Origin of the sequence: Streptomyces sp. NPDC014861, from assembly GCF_043081625.1 — a bacterium.
In the GTDB taxonomy this organism is placed as follows: Bacteria; Actinomycetota; Actinomycetes; order Streptomycetales; family Streptomycetaceae; genus Streptomyces.
Genome location: NZ_JBIBWV010000014.1, coordinates 70,821 through 91,902 on the forward strand (window position 1 = coordinate 70,821; position 21,082 = coordinate 91,902).

Consider the following 21,082-nt stretch of genomic DNA (forward strand, 5'->3'; position numbering starts at 1 on the left):
TGCCGGACGGGAATGTCCGACCGCCCGGTTAGCCTCTTCAGGGTGACCGCGCACCTCACCGACCCCGAGCAGCTCAAGGAGCTCCTCGGCATCCCCTTCACCCCGGAGCAGACGGCCTGCATCACCGCGCCGCCCGCCCCGCAGGTCATCGTGGCCGGAGCCGGCTCCGGCAAGACCACGGTGATGGCGGCCCGGGTCGTGTGGCTGGTCGGCACCGGACAGGTCGCCCCCGAGCAGGTCCTCGGCCTCACCTTCACCAACAAGGCCGCGGGCGAACTCGCCGAGCGCGTCCGCACCGCCCTCGTCCGCGCCGGCGTCACCGACCCCGACCCGGTCGACCCCGACAACCCTCCGGGCGAGCCCCGCATCTCCACGTACCACGCCTTCGCCGGGCAGCTCCTCACCGACCACGGCCTGCGCATCGGCCTCGAACCGACCTCCCGGCTCCTCGCCGACGCCACCCGCTTCCAGCTCGCCGCGCGCGTGCTGCGCGAGGCCCCCGGCCCGTACCCGGCGCTCACCAAGTCCTTCCCGACCCTCGTCGAGAACCTGCTCGCCCTCGACGCCGAACTGGCCGAGCACCTCGTCGACCCCGCGGACCTCCTCGCGTACGACGCCGAGCTCCTCACCGCCCTCGCCGGCGCCAAGCTCACCAACGACGACCTGCGCAAGCTCCCCGAGACCGCCGCCGCCCGCCGCGAGCTCACCGGACTCGTCACCCGCTACCGGGCCGCCAAACGCTCCCGCGACCTGCTCGACTTCGGCGACCAGATCGCCCTCTCCGCACGGCTCGCCACCACCCGCCCCGAAGTCGGCGGCCTGCTCCGCGACGAGTTCCGGGTCGTCCTCCTCGACGAGTACCAGGACACCTCCGTCGCCCAGCGGCTCCTCCTCTCCGGCCTCTTCGGGCAGGGCACCGGCCACCCCGTCACCGCCGTCGGCGACCCCTGCCAGGCCATCTACGGCTGGCGCGGCGCCTCCGTCGCCAACCTCGACGACTTCCCCGACCACTTCCCCCACACCGACGGCACCCCCGCCGCCCGCCACTCCCTCTCCGAGAACCGCCGCAGCGGCGGCCGCCTCCTCGACCTCGCCAACGGCCTCGCCACCCCGCTCCGCGCGATGCACGCGGGCGTGGAGGCGCTGCGTCCCGCCCCCGGCGCCGAGGCCGACGGCACCGTGCGGATCGCCCTCCTCCCCACCCACACCGAGGAGATCGACTGGCTCGCCGACTCCCTCGCCCACCTCGTCCGCACCGGCCGCGAACCCGGCTCCATGGCCGTCCTGTGCCGCACCGCGGGCGACTTCCCCGCGATCCAGGCCGCCCTCGTCGCCCGAGGAGTGCCCGTCGAGGTCGTCGGCCTCTCCGGCCTGCTCCACCTCCCCGAGGTCGCCGACCTCGTCGCCGTCTGCGAGGTCCTCCAGGACCCAGGCGCCAACGCCGACCTGGTCCGCCTCCTCACCGGCCCCCGCTGGCGCGTCGGCCCCCGCGACCTCGCCCTCCTCGGCCGCCGCGCCCGCCTCCTCGTCCACCGCGGCGACACCGACCCCGACCCGGGCCAGAAGCTCGCCGCCGCCGTCGAGGGAGTCGACCCCGCCGAGGTGATCTCGCTCGCCGACGCCCTCGACACCTTCCTCGACTCCGCCGGCCACCCCGAGGACGGCCTGCCCTTCTCCGCCGAGGCCCGGGTCCGCTTCGCCCGCCTCGCCGCCGAACTCCGCTCGCTGCGCGCCGCCCTCGCCGACCCCCTCATGGACGTCCTCCACCGGGTCCTGACCGTCACCGGCCTGGAGGTCGAACTCTCCGCCTCCCCGCACGCGCTGGCCGCCCGCCGCCGCGAGACCCTCGGCAACTTCCTCGACGTCGCCGCCGGCTTCGCCTCCCTCGACGGCGAGGCGAGCCTCCTCGCCTTCCTCGGCTTCCTGCGCACCGCCGCCCAGTTCGAGAAGGGCCTCGACAACGCCCTCCCGGGCGGCGAGAACACCGTCAAGGTGCTCACCGCGCACAAGTCCAAGGGCCTCGAATGGGACGTCGTCGCCGTCCCCGGGCTGGTCGCCGGCCAGTTCCCGTCCGCCCGCGCCCGCGAGTCCTGGACCTCCCAGCCGCAGGTCCTCCCGCACGCCCTGCGCGGCGACGCGGAGACCCTCCCGGACCTCGACACCTGGGACGCCGCCGCCATGAAGGCCTTCAAGGCCGCGATGACGGACCACCAGCACACCGAGGAGCTCCGCCTCGGCTACGTCACCTTCACCCGCCCCCGCACCCTCCTCCTCGCCTCCGCCCACTGGTGGGGCCCCGCCCAGAAGAAGCCCCGGGGCCCCTCGGACTTCCTGGCCGAGCTGTACGCCCACTGCGCGCGGGGCCACGGCGACATCGAGGCATGGGCGCAGGAGCCGGAGAAGGGCGCCGAGAACCCCCTCCTGGCCGCGGCGGACCGCGACCTCCCCTGGCCCCTCCCGCTGGACGAGGACGCGCTCCGGCGACGCAGGAAGGCCGCCGAACTGGTCCACCAGCACCTGTGGTCCGCCGTCCCGCCCGAGCCCGCCCCGCCGGCCCCCGGGGATCCGCACGCCGACGACCTCTGGCTCCCGGACGACCCGGAGCAGGCCCTCGGCACGGTCCCGCACCCGCGCGAGACGCTCACCCCGGAGGAGCTCCGCGCCGTCGCCTCCTGGGACCGCGACCTCACCGCCCTCACCGCCGAACTCCGCCGCGCCCGCGCCACCACCCGCGACGTCGTCCTCCCCGCGTACCTCTCCGCCTCGCAGGTCCTCCGCCTCGCCGAGGACCCGGACGGCTTCGCGCAGGAGCTGGCCCGCCCCATGCCGAAGCCCCCGCAGCCCGCCGCCCGCCGCGGCACCCGCTTCCACGCGTGGGTGGAGTCCCGCTTCGAGGAGCTGCCGCTGCCCCTCCTCGGCCCGGACGAGCTCCCCGGCGGCGAGGACTTCGCGGGCGAGCCGGAGATCGTCGACGAGCGGGACCTGGAGGCCCTCAAGGAGGCCTTCGCCCGCACCCCGTACGCCCACCGCACCCCGTACCGGGTGGAGGTCCCCGTCCACCTCACCCTCGCGGGCCGGGTCGTGCGCGGCCGGATCGACGCCGTCTACCGGGACCCGGAGTCGGGCGCGTACGAGATCGTCGACTGGAAGACCAGCCACCACCGCACCGCCGACCCCCTCCAGCTCGCGCTGTACCGGCTCGCCTGGGCCGAGCAGCACGGCCTGGACCCCGAGGAGGTGGCCGCCGCCTTCGTCTACGTGCGCACGGGCGAGACGGCCCGCCCGGCCCGGCTGCCCGGACGGGCGGAGCTGGAGGCCATCCTGCTGGGCGGGGCACCCCCCGGCGCCGGATAGGCTCGTGGCCATGAGCGAGACCCCGGACAGCGTCGTCCACCCCGTACGCGCGTACATCGAGCAGCACCGCGCCGCCTTCCTCGGCGACCTCGCGGAGTGGCTGCGCATCCCGTCCGTGTCGGCGCAGCCGGAGCGGGCCGGGGACGTGCGGCGCAGCGCCGAATGGCTGGCGGGAGCGCTGAAGGAGACCGGCTTCACCACGGTCGAGGTCTGGGAGACCGACGGGGCTCCGGCCGTCTTCGCCGAGTGGCCGTCCGACGACCCGGACGCGCCGACGGTCCTGGTCTACGGCCACCACGACGTGCAGCCCGCCGCCCGTGAGGACGGCTGGCACACCGACCCCTTCGAGCCGACCGTCGTCGACGGGCGGATGTACGCGCGCGGGGCGGCGGACGACAAGGGGCAGGTGTTCTTCCACACCCTCGGGGTCCGCGCCCACCTCGCCGTGACCGGCCGCACGACCCCCGCCGTCCACCTGAAGCTGCTCGTGGAGGGCGAGGAGGAGTCCGGGTCGCCGCACTTCCGCGCGCTCGTCGAGGAGCGGGCCGGCCGGCTCGCCACCGATGTCGTGATCGTCTCCGACACCGGCATGTGGTCCGAGACCACCCCGACCGTCTGCACGGGCATGCGCGGGGTCGCCGACTGCGAGATCGACCTGTACGGCCCCGACCAGGACATCCACTCGGGTTCCTTCGGCGGCGCCGTCCCCAACCCGGCCACCGTCGCCGGCCGGATCGTCGCCGCCCTGCACGACGCCGGCGAGCGGGTCGCGATCCCCGGCTTCTACGACGGGGTGACCGAGCTCACCGAGGCCGAGCGGAAGCTCGTCGCCGAGCTCCCCTTCGACGAGGAGGCGTGGCTGCGCACCGCCAGGTCGCACGGCACCCTCGGCGAGGCCGGCCACTCGACCCTGGAGCGCGTCTGGGCCCGCCCCACCGCCGAGGTCAACGGCATCGGAGGCGGCTACCAGGGCCCCGGCGGCAAGACCATCGTCCCCGCCTCCGCCCACCTCAAGCTGTCCTTCCGGCTGGTCGCCGGCCAGGACCCGCACCGGATCGAGACGCTGGTGCGCGAGTGGCTGGCCGGACTCGTCCCGGCCGGCATCCGGTACGAGATCGTCTTCGGCGCCCCCACCCGCCCCTGCCTCACCCCGCTCGGCCACCCGGCCCTGAAGGCGGTGGCCGGGGCGATGAGCCGGGCCTTCGACGGCGCCACCGTCCGCTACACGCGCGAGGGCGGCTCGGGACCCGCCGCCGACCTCCAGGACGTCCTGGACGCGCCCGTGCTCTTCCTGGGCATCTCGGTCCCGTCCGACGGCTGGCACGCGCCGAACGAGAAGGTCGAGCTCGACCTCCTCATGAAGGGCGTCGAGACGACCGCCCACCTGTGGGGCGACCTGCCCGCCGCCCTGCGGGCCGGCGAGCGCTGAGCGCCGGGCCCACGCCGTCATCACCGTCACCGAACCGGGGGAGTTGGAAGCACCTGTGAGCACCTTGAACAACGCGTTCGCGGACCGCCCGATCTCGCTCACCGCCCCGAGCGGTGTCGACCGGGCCGCCCACCACCGCCTCGACGAGGCGTGGCTCGCGGCCGCCTGGAGCCACCCGACCACCCGCGTCTTCGTGGTGTCGGGCGGCCAGGTGCTGATCGACGACCGCCCCGACGGCACCACCGAGCTGGTCATGACCCCGGCGTTCGAGGCGCCGATGACCGAGACGCACCGCTACTTCCTCGGCACCGACACCGACGGGGTGTCGTACTTCGCGCTCCAGAAGGACTCGCTGCCCGGCCGGATGGACCAGTCGGCGCGTCCGGCGGGCCTGCGCGAGGCCGGGATGCTGCTGTCGCCGCGCGACGCGGGCCTGATGACCCACGCGGTCGCCCTGGAGAACTGGCAGCGCCTCCACCGCTTCTGCTCCCGCTGCGGCGAGCGCACGGTGATCGCGGCGGCCGGCCACATCCGCCGCTGCCCGGTCTGCGGCGCCGAGCACTACCCGCGCACCGACCCCGCCGTGATCATGCTGGTCACCGACGACCAGGACCGGGCGCTGCTCGGCCGCCAGGTGCACTGGCCGGAGGGCCGCTTCTCGACGCTCGCCGGCTTCGTGGAGCCGGGCGAGTCGATCGAGCAGGCGGTCGTCCGGGAGGTCTTCGAGGAGGCCGGCGTCACCGTCGGCGAGGTCGAGTACGTGGCCAGCCAGCCGTGGCCCTTCCCGTCCAGCCTGATGCTCGGCTTCCTCGCGCGGGCCACCTCCCCGGAGATCGAGGTGGACGGCGAGGAGATCCACGAGGCCCGCTGGTTCTCCCGCGCGGACCTGGAGGCCGGCTTCGCCTCGGGCGAGATCCTGCCGCCGTACGGCATCTCGATCGCCTCCCGGCTGATCGAGCTCTGGTACGGCAAGCCGCTGCCGAAGCCCGGCGACGTCGTCTGAGACCCCGCACACAGCGAGGGGCCCCCGCCGGAAGCGTCCGGCGGGGGCCCCTCGCTGTGCGGGGTCCGTCAGACCGAGAGCGCCTGCTTGACCTGGGCCAGGCTGGGGTTCGTCATGACCGACTCGGTGCCGGAGGGGGCGACGACCAACACCGTGGGGACGGTCTGGTTGCCGCCGTTGGCCTTCTCCACGAAGGCGGCCGACTCGGGGTCCAGCTCGATGTTGACCTCGGTGTACGCGATGCCCTCGCGGTCCATCTGGCCCTTCAGCCGGCGGCAGTAGCCGCACCACTCGGTGCTGTACATCGTCACAGTGCCCTGCATGGCCAGGCGCTCCTCATCGGTTCGGGGTCGGTGCCGAAGGAAGAACGTACGGCACCCGGCCCACCATTCCCGCCCGCCGGGTGAGCTGCGCCGCTCCCCGCCCCGGCCGGGACGATCATGCGACGGTACGACCGCGTACCCCGGCCTGTGGACGACGCGCCGCACCGACCCCGCCCGACCTGGCAGCATGGCGGAGTGACAGCAGCAACGCACTCCTCTCTCTTCCCTCGGGTACCGGAGACCGCCGACGCGGTCCTCGACAGGCTCGACCCGGAGCAGCGCGAGGTCGCCACGGCCCTGCACGGACCGGTGTGCGTCCTCGCGGGCGCCGGCACCGGCAAGACCCGGGCGATCACCCACCGGATCGCCTACGGGGTCCGGGCGGGCGTGCTGCAGCCCGCGAGCGTGCTCGCCGTCACGTTCACCAACCGCGCCGCCGGGGAGATGCGCGGCCGGCTCCGCCAGCTCGGCGCGGGCGGCGTCCAGGCCCGCACCTTCCACTCGGCGGCGCTGCGGCAGCTCCAGTTCTTCTGGCCGAAAGCGATCGGTGGACCGCTGCCCCGGCTGGTGGAGCGGAAGGTCCAGCTCGTCGCCGAGGCCGCGGCCCGCTGCCGGGTCCGGCTCGACCGGAACGAGCTGCGGGACGTCACCGCCGAGATCGAATGGGCCAAGGTCACCCAGACCGTGCCCGCCGACTACCCGGCGGCCGTCGCCCGCACCCGGCGCGACGCCCCGAGGGACCCGGCCGAGATCGGCCAGCTCTACGCGATGTACGAGCAGCTCAAGGGCGAGCGCTCGGTGATCGACTTCGAGGACGTGCTGCTGCTCACGGTCGGCATCCTCCAGGACCGGCACGACATCGCCGAGCAGATCCGCCGCCAGTACCAGCACTTCGTGGTCGACGAGTACCAGGACGTCTCCCCGCTCCAACAGCGCCTCCTGGAGCTGTGGCTGGGGGAGCGGGACAGCCTCTGCGTGGTCGGCGACGCCAGCCAGACGATCTACTCCTTCACCGGCGCCACCCCCGACCACCTGCTGGACTTCCGCGGCCGGCACCCGCAGGCGACCGTGGTCAAGCTGGTCCGCGACTACCGCTCCACCCCCCAGGTCGTCCACCTCGCCAACGGCCTCCTCGACCAGGCCCGGGGCCGGGCCGCCGAGCACCGCCTGGAGCTGGTCTCGCAGCGCGAGCGCGGCCCCGAGCCCGTCTACACCGAGTACGGCGACGAGCCCGGGGAGGCCGAGGGCACCGCCCGCCGGGTCCGCGACCTGATCGCCGCCGGCGTCCCCGCCGGCGACATCGCCGTCCTGTACCGGATCAACGCCCAGTCGGAGGTCTACGAGCAGGCCCTCGCCGACGCCGGCGTCCCCTACCAGCTCCGCGGCGCCGAGCGCTTCTTCGAGCGCCAGGAGGTGCGGGAGGCCGGCGCGGCCCTGCGCGGCGCGGCCCGCTTCGGGGCGAACGACACCCTCCTCGACGGCGCCGAGGACCTGCCGGCCCAGGTGCGGGCGGTGCTTTCCGGCCACGGCTGGAGCAGTCGGCCCCCGGCGGGCTCCGGCGCCGTCCGGGACCGCTGGGAGTCGCTCGCCGCGCTCGCCCGGCTCGCCGACGACTTCGCCGCCGCCCACCCCGGCGCCACCCTCTCCGATCTGGTCGCCGAGCTCGACGAGCGCGCCGCCGCCCAGCACGCCCCCACCGTCCAGGGCGTCACCCTCGCCTCCCTGCACGCCGCCAAGGGCCTGGAGTGGGACGCCGTCTTCCTGGTCGGCCTCACCGACGGCATGCTGCCGATCACCTACGCCAAGACGGACGAGCAGATCGAGGAGGAGCGCAGGCTGCTCTACGTCGGCGTCACCCGCGCCCGCGTCCACCTCACGCTCTCCTGGGCGCTCTCCCGCTCCCCGGGCGGTCGCCCGAGCCGCGTCCCCAGCCGCTTCCTCAAGGGCCTGCGCCCCGGCTCCGGCAGCCGCGGCACCGGCCACGGCGCCGTCGGCGGCGGCATCGAGCGCGGCGGCTCCGGCCGGGCCGGCGAGGGAGCCCGGCGCCGCCCGCGCGGCCCCGTCCGCTGCCGGGTCTGCGGCACCACCCTCACCGAGGCCGGCGCGATGAAGCTGCTCCGCTGCGAGGACTGCCCCTCCGACATGGACGAGGGCCTGTACGAGCGGCTGCGCGACTGGCGAGCCGACCGGGCCCGGGAACTCGGCCAGCCGGCCTACTGCGTGTTCACCGACAAGACGCTCATGGCGATCGCCGAGCGGGTGCCCGGCTCCGGCGGCGAGCTCGCCGTGATCGCCGGCGTCGGCGCCCGCAAGCTGGACCGCTTCGGAGCCGACGTCCTCGCCATCTGCGCAGGTGAGGACCCGGGTGGAGAGGGTGCGGAGGAGCCGGACGACGTCTGATCGAAACTCGTGGGAAAAATAGTTTGCGCCTGCCCCGTCAAGCCCCATAGGTTCTTAACCACGCAACAGCGGCTTCTTATGAAGCCCTGTCTCGTGTTGTACTTGTCCAAATAAACATCGAGAGCCCGGCTCGCACCCGAGCTCTCCGAGACGCCGAGAGGAGGCGATTCCAGTGATCAGCAACATCAACGTCATCAGCAGCAATGTCGTCAGCAGCAAGCTCGACGCCATCGTCAGCACCGCCAAAATGACCGATCGCTCGGTCGCCTCCGCCTGCTCGCTCGGCCTCTCCGCCTTCGCGTTCCTTGGCAGCGGTCTGCCCGCCACCGGTCTGTCCGGTCGCGGCACGGCCGTCATCGAGCGCGACGAGCGACCGACCGAGGCACGGGTGGCTGAAGAGGGCAAGGCCGGAATCACGGCCTATGGCTTCGCGGCGGCCGGTGCCGGCAAGCAGCAGACGACGCAGCACCACACGATGTGGGCCTTCCGTGGGCTCGAACCCTGGAGTGATCCAGCCTGACCTGATCAGGCCGGCGCCTTCAGGGCCGCGGAACCCCACCCGGGATCCGCGGCCCTTCTGTTTGTCCCCGAACGGGGACGACGGAGCGAAGGGGCCTCGGGACAAGAAACCCGGTACCAGCCGAAGACCCGGCCGACCGGCCGGAACGACCAGACGAGGAAAAGACACCCGTGCAACTCGAAGCGCACGCCCCGTCCGTACCGCCTTCCGAAACGCTCCCCCCGTCCGGCCTCACGGAGGACCACGCCTTGACCCCCCTCACATCGCTCACCGCTCTCGACGACGCCATCGAGAACCTGGGCGTCCCCGTCCCGTGCCGCGCCTACGACCCGGAGGTCTTCTTCGCCGAGTCCCCGGCCGACGTCGAGTACGCCAAGTCCCTCTGCAAGACCTGCCCGCTGGTCGCGGCCTGTCTCGCCGGTGCCAAGGAGCGCCGTGAGCCCTGGGGTGTCTGGGGCGGCGAGCTCTTCGTCCAGGGCGTCGTCGTCGCCCGCAAGCGGCCCCGCGGCCGTCCGCGCAAGAACCCGGTCGCGGCATGACCGCCCGCACCTGGGAGGCACCCCACAAGGCCCCCAGGCGTACCGGAACGATCGACCACCCCCTCACGCACGATCCCCAGAAGCAGGCCCCGATGACCACGCCCGCCACCGAGCCCGTCCGCTCCGCCACCCCCGACCTCTCCACCGCCGGCGCCCCCGCGCTGCGTCAGAACAGGACCCGTGACATGCAACTCATCCCAGAAGCCCTGGCCCGTGCCCATATGCACGAGCGACAGCGTGAGGCCGAGGCGGAACGTCAGGCCGCGCGCCTGATCGCCGCCCGGCGTATGCAGCGCCGCGCCGAGCGCGTCTCGCTGCGCGCCCGCCGCGCGCTGGCCATGGCCGTCATGCACTGAGCGCCCCACCAGGCGTCCCCGCGGGGGCCGGTCCGAACGGACCGGCCCCCGCGGTGCGTTGCCCGGCCGCGGGCGCCCCGCCGGGCTATCGTCACGAGGATGAACGAGCCCCGCGCCGCGGAGGAGACCGTGGCCTGCGCACGCTGCGGCAGGACCGCCGAGACCCTCCCGATCACCTGGACCTGCTCCGTCGAGAACGGCCGCCGCCAGTACTTCTGCGAGGCGTGCGCCCGCGCCAACCTCCGCGCCATCGAGGGCCGCCTCGACTCCTCCTGGTGGTGAACCCGGCCCTCAGCCCTCCGGGTCGAAGCCGGGCAGCCAGGCGGACAGCTCGTCCCGCAGCCGGACCGTCGCGTTCAGCTGGCAGAGCACCCCGATGGTGGAGAGCGTCACCCGGTGGATCAGCAGATACGAGGGCGGCAGGTTCAGCTGCCGCCCGAGCTGGTGCGCGGGGGAGCGCGGATCGGCGATCCGGGCCGCCTGCGTCCGCATCCAGCCCCGGGTGAAGACGAAGGACTCCGCCTCCGCCGGCTCGATGATCGGCAGCAGGTACTTCAGGACCTCCTCCGGGTCGAGCGCCACCGACTCCTTGACGAACCCCTCCTCCCGCAGCAGCGCGTACACCGGCTCCGCCTCACCGGCCAGCGTCATCCGCAGACAGGTCCCGATCATCTCCGGAAGCCCGCCCGGGAGCCGGTCCACCGTGCCGAAGTCCAGCACCCCGAGCCGCCACCCCGACGGATCGTCCGACCCGTCCGCGGCCGGCAGCAGCCGGAAGTTCCCCGGATGCGGATCCGCGTGCAGCAGCCCCGTCCGGGCCGGACCCGAGAACAGGAACCGGGCCAGCAGCTGACCGGCCCGGTCCCGCTGCTCCTGCCCGCCGTCCGCGATCACCTCCGCCAGCGGGATCCCGTCCATCCACTCGGTCACCAGCACCTGCTCCGCCTGGTGCACCACGCCCGGCACCACCACGTCCGGATCGTCCGCGAAGACCTCGGCGTGCGCCCGCTGCGCCCGCGCCTCCAGCGCGTAGTCCAGCTCCTCCGTCACCCGCTCCCGCAGCTCCGTGATGAGCGGCTTCACCTCGATCCCCGGCACCAGCGGCCCGAGCAGCCGGGCGAACCGGCCCAGCTGCGCCAGATCCGACAGCAAGGCCTCCCCGGCACCCGGGTACTGCACCTTCACCGCGACCTCGCGCCCGTCGTGCCAGACCGCCCGGTGCACCTGCCCGATCGACGCGGCCGCCGCCGGCTTGTCCTCGAACTCCAGGAACAACTCCCGCCACTCCGCCCCGAGCCGCTCCTCCAGGACCCCGTGCACCGTGCGCACCGGCATCGGCGGAGCCGCCTCCTGAAGCTTCGTCAGCGCCGCCCGGTACGGGCCGGCGACCTCCTCCGGCAGCGCCGACTCGAAGACCGACAGCGCCTGGCCGAACTTCATGGCCCCGCCCTTGAGCTCACCGAGCACCTTGAACAGCTGCTCCGCCGTGCGCTCCTGGAGCTCCCGGGCGACGAACTCGGCGGACTTGCCGCCGATCCGCTTGCCCAGGCCCCAGGTCGCGCGGCCCGCGAAGCCCAGCGGCAACGCGGCCAACTTGGCGGTCCGGGTGACCGCCTTCCGGGGAAGATCAGACATGCGCCCCTCCAATTCCCAGACTGCCGTGCCGCGCAGGGCTGTGCCCCGCCATTGTGGACCGCGCCTCCCCGGCTGCCGAGGCGCCCACCCCCACCCTGCCGCGCGCGGCCCCGCAGGGACAGGCCGGGTGCGGCACCAGCCGCTCGGACCGCCACCCCAGCGTCGGGGCCACCGCCTCCCAGCGGGTGCCGGTGCTCGCCGGAAGCTCCCCGTCCAGGAAGGCCAGCGCGTGCGCCGCGGCGAGCCCCGCCACCGCCGCCGCCAGCGTCACGTCGCAGGCCGGCAGGGGATGCGGCGCCCCCGAACGCCACTGCGCGAGCAGCCGCGGCCACGCCGCGTCCCGGTCCACCGCCTCCTCCTGGAGACACCGGGCGCAGGCCGTCCCGCCCGGCAGCACCAGCGGCCCCACCAGACCCGTCGCCTCCAGCACCCCCGCGTACAGCTGCGGGACCCCCGCCGCCGTCCACGGCTCGGCCGCCACCGGATCCGGCCACAGCACACCGAGACCGTCCCGGGGCGTCACCAGCACGAGCGACACCGGCACCCCGTCGTCCCCGTCACCCGCCCCCGCCCGCGTGCCCCTCCGCCGGGCGGAGACCGGACCGCGCGCCCAGCGGCCCACCAGCCGCCGCGCCGCCGCGAGCCGCCGCTCGCCCACCGCCTCGGCGGGCAGCCCGCCCGGCGCCGTGTCCCACGGCTCCACCCGCCCCCGGTCCGCCACCTCCACCGTGCCGACGCCCGCCGCCGTGAGCAGCGCCGCCACCCCGGCGCCCACCCTCCCGGTGCCCCGCACCACCACCCGCCGCTCCCGGCGGGCCGCCAGCGTCCGCAGCGCCCCGTCCGGCTCCGGGCGCACCACCGACAGCGCGGCCAGATCCGCCCGCAGCGGATCCAGCGCCGTGTCCACCGCCCCCGCCGCCGGACCCGCCCGGCCCGGCCGACCGGCCCCGGCCTCCACCAGGAGGCCCGCCGCCGCGAGCCGCGCGAGCAGCGCGTCGAGCCGCCCCTCCGGCAGCCCCAGCTCCGCCGCCTCCCGCCGCAGCAGCGCCGTCCCCCGCGTCCCGTCCATCAGCCCGAGCAGCCGGCCCGTCGCCGCGTCCACCGGGTCCAGCACCACCGCGTGCGCCGGCGTCACCCCGTACTGCACGCAGGTCAGACTCCGCCACGCCCGGCGCAGCGCCGGCTTCACCATCGGATGCATTCCCGCCCCCGTCCGTCCCCGCGTTCCCGCGCCGTTCCCCGCGTCTTCTCCCGGACCAGGCTGCACGACGCCGCGGAACGGTGCGGAAAGTTGTCCACAGGCCCGCCCGAAAGTCATACGGGCGGAACGTCGCGTAGGTCATACACAGGCGATTCCGCCGGACGGGCCCGGTACCGTCGAGGGCGTGCCAGTCGAGATCCGCAGGAGCGCCCGCCGCACCCGTTCCGTCTCCGCGTACCGCGAGGGGGACCGCACCATCGTCCTCATCCCGGCCCGGATGTCGGAGGCCGAGGAGCGCCGCTGGGTCGGGGTGATGCTGGAGAAGCTCGCCGCGAAGGAGAAGCAGAAGGAGCGCCGCGCCACCCGCGGCGACGCCGAGCTGGCCGAACGGGCCGACCGCCTCTCCGCCCGCTACCTCGACGGGAAGGCCCGCCCCGATTCTGTGCGCTGGGTCACCAATCAGAACAGCCGCTGGGGCTCCTGCACCCCCGCCGAGGGCTCGATCCGGCTCTCCCACCGCCTCCAGCCCATGCCCGAGTACGTCGTCGACTACGTCCTCCTGCACGAGCTCGCGCACCTCCTCGTCCCCGGCCACGGCCCCGATTTCTGGCGGCTCCTGGAGGCTTACCCGCGGACCGAGCGGGCCCGCGGCTACCTCGAAGGAGTGGTCGCCGGCGACCGCCTCCCGCACCCTTCGGACGAAGATCACGCGGGTTGAGGCCCGATTTCCCGATTCCGTACCGGAACCGCCCCGCCCTGTCTGAATGTCGTTCGCAGCGGTTAGCCTGACGCGAGTCATTCGCCATCGGGATGGGGGACGGTCGTTACGCATGGCCAGGGAATTCCAACGCGGCCACAAGGCCAAGATCAGTGATCTGACCGCCGGTACCGATCTGTACGTGGGCGTGCAGATCGCGGCGCCCGGACTCACCTTCGACATCAGTTGCTTCGGGCTCGACGCCGACGAGCGCCTCTCGGACGACCGGTACTTCGTCTTCTTCAACCAGCCGAAGTCGCCCGAGGAGTCCATCCAGCTGCTCGGCGCGCAGTCCGGGGACACCGAGTCCTTCCGCGTCACCCTCGACCGGATCCCCCCGCAGATCCACAAGCTGGCCTTCACCGCCACCATCGACGGCAACGGCCAGATGTCCCAGGTCGGGCCCGGCTGGATCCGGATCGTCGCCGGCGGCGAGGAGGTCGCCCGCTACGCCTTCACCGGTGCCGAGTTCTCCACCGAGCGCGCGGTGATGCTCGGCGACTTCTACCTGAAGGACGTGTGGCGGTTCGCCGCCGTCGGCCAGGGCTTCGACGGTGGCCTGGAAGCGCTGCTGCGGAACTTCGGCGGCGAGGTCCTGGAGGAGGAGCAGCCCGCGGCCCAGCCGCCGGCCGCCCCCCAGCAGGCCGCCCCGGCCTTCGGTGCCCCCGCCCAGGCCGCGGCGCCCCCGGCCTTCGGCGCTCCCGCCGCCCCGGCTCCGGCCCCCGCCCCCGGCTACGGCGCTCCGCAGCCCGGCTACGGCGCCCAGCCGCCGACCCCGCCGCCCGCCCCGCAGCCCGTGCACACCCAGCCGACCATGGTCGCGCCGCTCGCCCCCGCCCCGGTGCCGCCGCCGCCCCCCGCGCCGGCCGCCCCCGCGCCGTACGGGCAGACCCCGCCGCACGGCGCCCCCTACGGGCAGATCCCGGGCCAGACCCCGCCGCACGGCGCCCCCTACGGGCAGCAGCCGCCGCAGGCCCCGTACGGCCAGCAGCCCGGCTACGGCCAGCCCGCCCCCTACGGGCAGCAGCCCGGCATGCCGCCGGGCATGCCGCCCCAGGGCGTGCCGCAGGGCGCCCCCGCGGCCGGCGCCGGACTCGCCGCCGCGCTCGCCCCGTTCAAGGAGACCGCCACCGGAGCCCGCTGGACCCCGCAGAACCAGCAGCTCATGAGGGTGGACCTGGCCATGGGCGGCACCCCCGTCCTCGCCCGCCAGGGCTCCATGGTCATGTACCAGGGCAAGGTCGACTTCTCCTACAAGGGCGCGGGCTTCGCCGGCCGGATCGTCGGCAACGCCACCGGCCAGGAGATGCAGCTCATGCGCTGCACCGGCCGCGGCCAGGTCTTCCTCGCCGAGAACGGCGCCCATCTGCACCCGATCGAGCTCCAGGGCGACGCCATCTGCGTCTCCGCGGAGAACGTCCTCGCCTTCGACGAGACCCTCCAGTACGAGGTCCGCCGCATCGAGGGCCACGGCATCCCCGGCGGCGCCCTGTTCACCATGCAGTTCCAGGGCACCGGCACCGTGATCGTCAAGACCCACGGCGTCCCCGTGGTCCTGCCGGTCACGCCGACGACCTTCGCCGACTGCAACGCGGTCGTCGCCTGGTCCGCCGCCTCGCAGGTCATCCTGTCCAGCCAGGTCCGGCTCCGGCGCAACGCCTTCCCCGGCCACAGCGGGGAGACCGTGAACCTCCAGTTCCGGGGCGCCCCCGGCAACTTCATCGTCGTCCAGCCGTACGAGGTCTGAGGGAGCCCGACACCATGAACCAGCAGCTCGCGGGCTATGCCCCGACCCCCATCGCGGCCCGCATGGAGAACCACGGCCGCACCATGCTCAAGGTCGCCATGGCCTCCGGCCAGGACCTCTACGCCCGGACCGGCTCGATGGTCGCCTACGAGGGCTTCATCAGCTACGAGCCCAACCCGCCCGCCGTCCGCCAGGTCGCCAAGGAGTGGGCCAGCGGCGAGGGCGCGCCGATCATGAAGTGCGCCGGCGACGGCCTGCTCTACCTCGCCGACTACGGCGCCGACGTCGTCGTGATCAACCTCCAGAACGACGCGATCTCGGTCAACGGCAGCAACCTCCTCGCCTTCGACGCCCACCTCCAGTGGGGCGTGGAGCGGGTCAAGGGCCTCGCCAAGTTCGCCGGCCAGGGCCTCTTCAACGTGGGGATCGCCGGCACCGGGTGGGTCGCGCTCACCTCGCGCGGCACCCCGATCGTCGTCGACTGCGGCCGCGGCGAGGACGAGACCTACGTCGACCCCGACGCGCTCGTCGCCTGGTCGCCGACGCTGAAGGTCAAGGGCAAGCGCAGCTTCAAGGCGTCCTCCCTCATCGGGCGGGGCAGCGGCGAGGCATACCAGATGGCCTTCTCGGGCCAGGGCATCGTCGTCGTACAGCCCAGCGAGGACAGCAGCGACCGCCTGCGGGTCCGGGGCTGAGGGGGAGCGAGAACACATCATGCAGAGCCCGCTTTTCAACCACGCCGAGCAGCAGAGCCAGGAGCGGTACGTCGTCCAGAACCCGCAGCTCCTGCGGGTCAGCCTCACCGGCCACGACGACATCCTGGCGCGCAAGGGCGCCATGGTCGCCTACCAGGGCCTCGTCGACTTCGACGGCGAGTACCAGAGCAGCAGCCAGCGGCAGGCCCGCGCCCGCACCGGCGAGGGCCTCGACCTGATGCGCTGCTCCGGCCAGGGCACGGTCTACTTCGCCAACCTCGCCCAGTACATCCACGTCGTCGAGGTCGACCACGAGGGCCTCACCGTCGACAGCGCCTACGTGCTCGCGCTCGACACGAGCCTCCACACCGAGGTCATCGCGGTCGACAGCCAGTACGGGGTCTCCGGCACCGGCAAGTACCAGCTCAACATCACCGGCCGGGGCAAGGTCGCCCTGATGACCTCGGGCCAGCCGCTGATGCTCCAGGTCACCCCGGAGAAGTACGTCAGCGCCGACGCGGACGCGATCGTCGCCTGGTCGACCTCGCTGCGCGTCCAGATGCAGGCCCAGACGCACAACAGCAGCGTCCGCAGCCGCCGGGGCAGCACCGGCGAGGGCTGGGAGCTCAGCTTCCTCGGGCAGGGCTTCGCCCTCGTCCAGCCCAGCGAGGTCATGCCGCCGCAGAACGCGGCGATCGGCCAGGGCGCCGCCGCCCAGTTCGGCGTCGGCCAGCACGGCGCCCACGCCCAGAACCAGAACAACGCCTGGAACTGACGCACCGCGCGCGGACGGAACGAAGAGGGCCCCCGGAAGATCCGGGGGCCCTCTCTCGTCCGCCGGCCGTCACAGGCGGGCCAGGGTGCCCTCCACCAGCCGCACCACCGAGGTGTCCGCGACGGCGGCCACCTCGTCGTACGCGAACCACTTCAGGTCCAGCGACTCCTCGCTGATCCGCTCCACCGCGTCCGCGGGCGCCAGCGCCGCGTACTGCACGTCGAGGTGCCAGTGGCAGGGCGCCGGGATCGCGTGCCGGTCCAGCCGCACCGGGCCGCCGGGCAGCAGCGTCAGACCGCTCACACCCGACTCCTCCGCCGCCTCGCGCAGCGCCGCCGCCTCGACCGTCGCGTCGCCCTCCTCGCAGTGGCCGCCCATCTGCAGCCACATGCCGAGCTTCTTGTGGAGGGTGAGCAGCACCCGCCCGCGCGAGGGGTCGATCACCAGCGCGCTGCTGGTGAGGTGACCGGCCGCGCACGGCTTGTACATGCCGTCCGGATGGGCCGCCAGGTGCTCCAGGTACAGATCACGCAGCTCGGGCTGGCCCTCGTACCCCTTCAGGACGAGGACCGCGTCGTCGTGCAGGGTCACTTCTTCTCGTCCCCGTCCCCGTCCTTCGGGTCGCGGTCGCCCTGGGCGGCCTCGCCGAGCATCTTGTCCAGCTCGGAGAAGTCCAGGTGCTCGCGGTGGACGAAGCCGTCCGGGTCGTCCAGGTCGGTCGCCGTCGGCAGCATGTCCGGGTGCTCCCACAGACCGTCGCGGCCGTCGACCCCGCGCGCGTCGGTGAGCGAGGCCCACAGCCGCGAGGCGTCCCGCAGCCGGCGGGGGCGCAGCTCCAGACCGATCAGGGTGGCGAAGGTCTGCTCGGCCGGGCCACCGGTGGCACGACGCCGGCGCAGCGTCTCGCGCAGCGCGTCCGCAGAGGTCAGCCGGGACTTGGCGGCCTCGTGGACCACCGCGTCCACCCAGCCCTCGACCAGCGCGAGCGCCGTCTCCAGACGGGCCAGGGCCGCCTTCTGCTCGGGCGTGTCCTGCGGCTGGAACATGCCGGACTGGAGCGCTTCCTGAAGCTGCTCGGGGTGGGTCGGGTCGAGCTGGGAGACGGCCTCCTCCAGCTTCGAGGTGTCGACCTTGATCCCGCGCGCGTAGCTCTCGACGGCGCCGAAGAGGTGCGCCCGCAGCCACGGCACGTGGGCGAAGAGGCGCTGGTGCGCGGCCTCGCGGAGCGCCAGGTAGAGCCGGACCTCGTCGGAGGACACGCTCAGGTCCTTGCCGAACGACTCCACGTTCAGCGGGAGCAGCGCGGCACGGCCGGCCGGGCCGAGCGGCAGGCCGACGTCGGTCGAGCCGACGACCTCGCCCGCGAGCGCGCCGATGGCCTGCCCGATCTGCTGGCCGAACATGGCGCCGCCCATCGACCGCATCATGCCGATCAGCGGGCCGGCCATGGCCTGCATCTCCTGCGGCAGCACGTCGCCCATGGCGGTGCCGACCCGCTCGGCGACCGGGTCCACCAGCTCCTTCCACGCCGGGAGGGTCGCCTCGACCCACTCCGCGCGGCTCCACGCCACCGCCGTGTTCGCCCCGGAGGGCAGCGAGGTGACCTGGTCGAGCCAGAGGTCGGCGAGGCGGACCGCCTCCTCGACGGCGGACTTCTCGGCGGGGCCCACGCTGGCGTCCTTGACGCCGTCGGCGGTGCCCTGCGCGACCACCTGGCGGGCGATCTGCTTGGCCATGTCCCAGTTCACGGGACCGCCCTCGTAGCTCAGCATCTGGCCGAGCTGCTGGAAGGCCGCGCCCAGGTCCGTCGGGTTCATCGCCCCGAACATCGCCGCGAACGGATTGTCCGCTCCGCCCTGGCCGCCGCCCATGCCGGGCAGGCCGCCGAAGCCGAACGGGTTCGCCCCGAACGGGCTGCCGGACCCCTGGCCACCTCCGGTGGGGTCCTTCTTCTTGCCTTCGTCGCCGTCCTCCGGCTCCTCCGGCGGAAGGCCGAATCCGAATGGGGTGTCACTCACAGGTTTCCTCGGCTCCTAGGGCCACCGGCTTCTGCCGGCGGCGACTGCCCACTGCACCACACCAGCGTAGACATCCGGGTCGGATATGGGCTCAAGTCTCCGCCGGGCCGTGCCCTGCGGCAGGATGGACGCCACCTGGTACGCACGCGTCATCCCCGTACGTACTGAAGACAACCTCTGGAGTCGGTCGGTGAGTTCCCCAGATCCGCAGGTTCGCGGAGCGCGAAACCACTCAACCCGGTCCGCCGTGCGCGGCCCCGTCGTCGCGGTCACCGGCGCCGCCACGGGTGTCGGAGCCCTGCTGACCAGGCGTCTCGCCGATTCGGAGGAGATCCGGAAGGTCGTCGCCATCGACGAGCGGCGCGGCGAGGTGCCGGAGGCGACCTGGCATGTCCTCGACGTGCGCGATCCGGCCATCGCGGAGAAGCTGCGGGGCGCCGACGTCGTCGTCCACCTCGCCGTCGACCTCGACCTGGAGACCGACTCCGCCGCCCGGACGGCCTACAACGTGCGCGGCACGCAGACCGTCCTCACGGCGGCCGCCGCGGCCGGCGTCCACCGGGTCGTCCTGTGCACCTCGACGATGGTCTACGGCGCGCTGCCGGACAACGACATCCCGCTGTCCGAGGACGCCGAGCTGCGGGCCACCGCCGAGGCCACCGGCGTCGGCGACCTGCTGGAGATCGAGCGGCTCGGCCGCCGCGGCTCCCGCGCCCACCCCGGCCTCAACGTGACCGTGGTCCGCCCGGCCGTCCTCGTCGGCGGTACGGACACGGCGCTGACCCGCTACTTCGAGTCGCCCCGCCTCCTGGTCGTCGCCGGATCACGCCCCACCTGGCAGTTCTGCCACGTGGAGGACCTGGTCAGCGCCCTGGAGTACGCGGCCCTGGAGAAGGTCGACGGCGAGTTCGCGGTCGGCTGCGAGGGCTGGCTGGAGCAGGAGGAGGTCGAGGAGCTGTCCGGGATCCGCCGCATGGAGCTGCCCTCGGCGGTCGCCCTCGGCGCCGCCGCCCGGCTCCACCGGATCGGCCTCACCCCGTCCCCGGCCGGCGACCTCGCCTACACCATGCACCCCTGGGTGGTCAGCGTCGGCCGGCTCCACGACGCCGGCTGGCGCCCGCGGTGGACCAACGAGGAGGTCCTCGCGGCCCTCCTGGAGGAGGTCCAGGGCCGGCACACGGTCGCGGGCCGCCGGCTGGGCCGCAAGGACGCCACGGCGGCGGGCGCCGCGGGCGCGACGGTGGCCCTCCTGGGCACCGCGGCCCTGGTGCGGCAGATGAGGAAGCGGCGCGGCCTGTAGGACCCTCCTACGGAGGGTCCCGGTCCACCGGTCGAAAGCGCTATTCCGGGATGTCGGCGGCGTGCGGCACCATGGACGGCATGACCACGACGCACGACCACCCGGGCGAGCAGGCCGCGGACGACCCGATCAAGCTGCTCGCCATCCGCGACACCCCGCTCTCGGTCGACGAGGTCTTCCGGGCCGTCGGCGACGACGCGGCGGGCGGGACGACCCTGTTCGTCGGCACCGTGCGCAACCACGACGGCGGCGCCGACGTCGACCGGCTGGGCTACTCCTGCCACCCGAGCGCCGGGGACGAGCTGCGCCGGGTCGCGGAGAAGGTCGTGGCGAACTACCCGGTCCGCGCCCTGGCCGCCGTCCACCGCGTCGGCGACCTCGAGGTGGGCGACCTGGCGGTCGTCGTGGCCGTCTCCTGCCCGCACCGCGGCGAGGCCTTCGAGGCGTGCCGCAAGCTGATCGACGACCTCAAGCACGAGGTCCCCATCTGGAAGCACCAGACCTTCTCGGACGGCACAGAGGAGTGGGTGGGAGCCTGCTGAGCGGTCACCCGGAGGCTGGGGGTCCGCCCCGGACGAAGTCCGGGGGAGGGCGGCGGCCTGCTGAGGGCTCACCCCGAGGCCGGGGGAGGCCCGGGGCCTGCTGAGGGCTCGCCCCGAGACGGAAGACCCCGCACGATGTCCGGCCCCGAGGGCAAGGCGACGCGCCGACGCGGCGTAGCCGAACGCCCGATTTGCGTAACCGGCCCCCAGGCCCGAGCGTTGTTGGCACAGATGCATAATCTGCTGATCAACTCACTGGGGATGGGAGGTCGGGATGGCAGCGCTGGCCTGGTTGCTGATTCCGCTTTTCGCAGTCGTCGGAGCGGCGATATGGGGAAGCTGGGTCCAGAGGAGCAAGACCATAGGTGACGTGGCCGAGCTCGCCGGCTACGCCCGCTTCAGGGACGCCATGGAGCGTTCCCACCCGACGACACCTGATTCCGCCCCGCTCCGCCCGGTCCCCGAACCGGCCTCCGCCGAGTCCTGAC

The 21,082-nt window shown here is 73.8% G+C and carries 20 protein-coding genes; 15 read left to right on the forward strand and 5 right to left on the reverse strand.

The features are described from left to right. Window positions 1–42 precede the first annotated feature (42 nt). From ACF1BN_RS25015 to nudC, 3 genes are read left to right on the forward strand one after another with little or no spacing between them, the layout of a single operon-like run. A complete protein-coding gene (locus tag ACF1BN_RS25015; RefSeq protein WP_392333827.1) occupies window positions 43–3,354 on the forward strand; it encodes a UvrD-helicase domain-containing protein in 3,312 nt (1,103 codons plus the stop codon). A gap of 10 nt (window positions 3,355–3,364) precedes the next feature. Next, window positions 3,365–4,783 (forward strand): dipeptidase, encoded by a 1,419-nt coding sequence (locus ACF1BN_RS25020; protein WP_392333828.1) that lies wholly within the window; start codon window positions 3,365–3,367, stop codon window positions 4,781–4,783. Between the two features lie 55 nt (window positions 4,784–4,838). Further along, window positions 4,839–5,786, forward strand: coding sequence for an NAD(+) diphosphatase (gene nudC / locus ACF1BN_RS25025; RefSeq protein ID WP_392333829.1), 948 nt, complete (start codon window positions 4,839–4,841; stop codon window positions 5,784–5,786). 68 nt (window positions 5,787–5,854) lie between these two features. On the opposite strand, the gene ACF1BN_RS25030 is transcribed toward nudC, so the two are convergent. Continuing rightward, the gene (locus tag ACF1BN_RS25030; protein ID WP_392333830.1) at window positions 5,855–6,109 is read right to left on the reverse strand and encodes a glutaredoxin domain-containing protein; all 255 of its coding nucleotides are present in this window, start codon (window positions 6,107–6,109) and stop codon (window positions 5,855–5,857) included. Between the two features lie 195 nt (window positions 6,110–6,304). On the opposite strand from ACF1BN_RS25030, the gene ACF1BN_RS25035 reads away from it, so the two are divergent. From ACF1BN_RS25035 to ACF1BN_RS25055, 5 genes are all read left to right on the forward strand, one after another. Beyond that, window positions 6,305–8,509, forward strand: coding sequence for an ATP-dependent DNA helicase UvrD2 (locus tag ACF1BN_RS25035; RefSeq protein ID WP_392333831.1), 2,205 nt, complete (start codon window positions 6,305–6,307; stop codon window positions 8,507–8,509). Between the two features lie 172 nt (window positions 8,510–8,681). Continuing rightward, on the forward strand, window positions 8,682–9,029 hold the full coding sequence (locus tag ACF1BN_RS25040; protein ID WP_392333832.1) for a hypothetical protein: 348 nt from the start codon (window positions 8,682–8,684) through the stop codon (window positions 9,027–9,029). Window positions 9,030–9,199: 170 nt separating this feature from the next. Further along, window positions 9,200–9,568, forward strand: coding sequence for a WhiB family transcriptional regulator (locus ACF1BN_RS25045; RefSeq protein WP_392333833.1), 369 nt, complete (start codon window positions 9,200–9,202; stop codon window positions 9,566–9,568). Next, window positions 9,565–9,924, forward strand: coding sequence for a hypothetical protein (locus ACF1BN_RS25050; RefSeq protein WP_392333834.1), 360 nt, complete (start codon window positions 9,565–9,567; stop codon window positions 9,922–9,924). Before ACF1BN_RS25045 ends, ACF1BN_RS25050 begins: the two co-directional genes overlap by 4 nt. A gap of 99 nt (window positions 9,925–10,023) precedes the next feature. Next, complete coding sequence (locus tag ACF1BN_RS25055; RefSeq protein WP_392333835.1) at window positions 10,024–10,206, forward strand: hypothetical protein; 183 nt, start codon at window positions 10,024–10,026, stop codon at window positions 10,204–10,206. 9 nt (window positions 10,207–10,215) lie between these two features. On the opposite strand, the gene ACF1BN_RS25060 is transcribed toward ACF1BN_RS25055, so the two are convergent. Both ACF1BN_RS25060 and ACF1BN_RS25065 read right to left on the reverse strand, forming a co-directional pair. Then, window positions 10,216–11,559 carry an ABC1 kinase family protein gene (locus ACF1BN_RS25060; RefSeq protein ID WP_392333836.1) on the reverse strand — a complete coding sequence of 448 codons (1,344 nt, stop codon included), beginning with the start codon at window positions 11,557–11,559 and terminating at the stop codon, window positions 10,216–10,218. Further along, the gene (locus ACF1BN_RS25065) at window positions 11,552–12,760 is read right to left on the reverse strand and encodes a TOMM precursor leader peptide-binding protein (RefSeq protein ID WP_392333837.1); all 1,209 of its coding nucleotides are present in this window, start codon (window positions 12,758–12,760) and stop codon (window positions 11,552–11,554) included. Before ACF1BN_RS25065 ends, ACF1BN_RS25060 begins: the two co-directional genes overlap by 8 nt. Window positions 12,761–12,911: 151 nt before the next feature. Here ACF1BN_RS25065 and ACF1BN_RS25070 point away from each other — a divergent pair, with 151 nt between their 5' ends. From ACF1BN_RS25070 to ACF1BN_RS25085, 4 genes are all read left to right on the forward strand, one after another. Continuing rightward, window positions 12,912–13,478, forward strand: coding sequence for a M48 family metallopeptidase (locus ACF1BN_RS25070; RefSeq protein ID WP_392333917.1), 567 nt, complete (start codon window positions 12,912–12,914; stop codon window positions 13,476–13,478). Window positions 13,479–13,590: 112 nt separating this feature from the next. After that, window positions 13,591–15,264, forward strand: a complete 1,674-nt coding sequence (locus ACF1BN_RS25075) for a TerD family protein (RefSeq protein ID WP_392333838.1) — start codon at window positions 13,591–13,593, stop codon at window positions 15,262–15,264. A gap of 14 nt (window positions 15,265–15,278) precedes the next feature. Beyond that, window positions 15,279–15,959 carry an AIM24 family protein gene (locus tag ACF1BN_RS25080; RefSeq protein ID WP_392333839.1) on the forward strand — a complete coding sequence of 227 codons (681 nt, stop codon included), beginning with the start codon at window positions 15,279–15,281 and terminating at the stop codon, window positions 15,957–15,959. A gap of 19 nt (window positions 15,960–15,978) precedes the next feature. Further along, window positions 15,979–16,734, forward strand: coding sequence for an AIM24 family protein (locus ACF1BN_RS25085; RefSeq protein WP_387274422.1), 756 nt, complete (start codon window positions 15,979–15,981; stop codon window positions 16,732–16,734). Between the two features lie 69 nt (window positions 16,735–16,803). Here the strand turns inward: ACF1BN_RS25085 and ACF1BN_RS25090 are convergent, their stop codons facing one another. Next, on the reverse strand, window positions 16,804–17,325 hold the full coding sequence (locus ACF1BN_RS25090) for an NUDIX hydrolase (protein ID WP_392333840.1): 522 nt from the start codon (window positions 17,323–17,325) through the stop codon (window positions 16,804–16,806). Next, window positions 17,322–18,752, reverse strand: coding sequence for a zinc-dependent metalloprotease (locus ACF1BN_RS25095; RefSeq protein WP_392333841.1), 1,431 nt, complete (start codon window positions 18,750–18,752; stop codon window positions 17,322–17,324). The genes ACF1BN_RS25090 and ACF1BN_RS25095 overlap by 4 nt, the downstream gene beginning before the upstream one ends. 190 nt (window positions 18,753–18,942) lie before the next feature. Between ACF1BN_RS25095 and ACF1BN_RS25100 the strand changes: the two genes are divergently transcribed. From ACF1BN_RS25100 to ACF1BN_RS25110, 3 genes are all read left to right on the forward strand, one after another. Further along, complete coding sequence (locus tag ACF1BN_RS25100) at window positions 18,943–20,052, forward strand: SDR family oxidoreductase (RefSeq protein WP_392333842.1); 1,110 nt, start codon at window positions 18,943–18,945, stop codon at window positions 20,050–20,052. 80 nt (window positions 20,053–20,132) lie between these two features. Next, on the forward strand, window positions 20,133–20,594 hold the full coding sequence (locus tag ACF1BN_RS25105; RefSeq protein ID WP_392333843.1) for a molybdenum cofactor biosynthesis protein MoaE: 462 nt from the start codon (window positions 20,133–20,135) through the stop codon (window positions 20,592–20,594). 274 nt (window positions 20,595–20,868) lie between these two features. Beyond that, the gene (locus ACF1BN_RS25110; protein ID WP_392333844.1) at window positions 20,869–21,081 is read left to right on the forward strand and encodes a hypothetical protein; all 213 of its coding nucleotides are present in this window, start codon (window positions 20,869–20,871) and stop codon (window positions 21,079–21,081) included. The last annotated feature ends 1 nt before the right edge of the window (window position 21,082 follow it).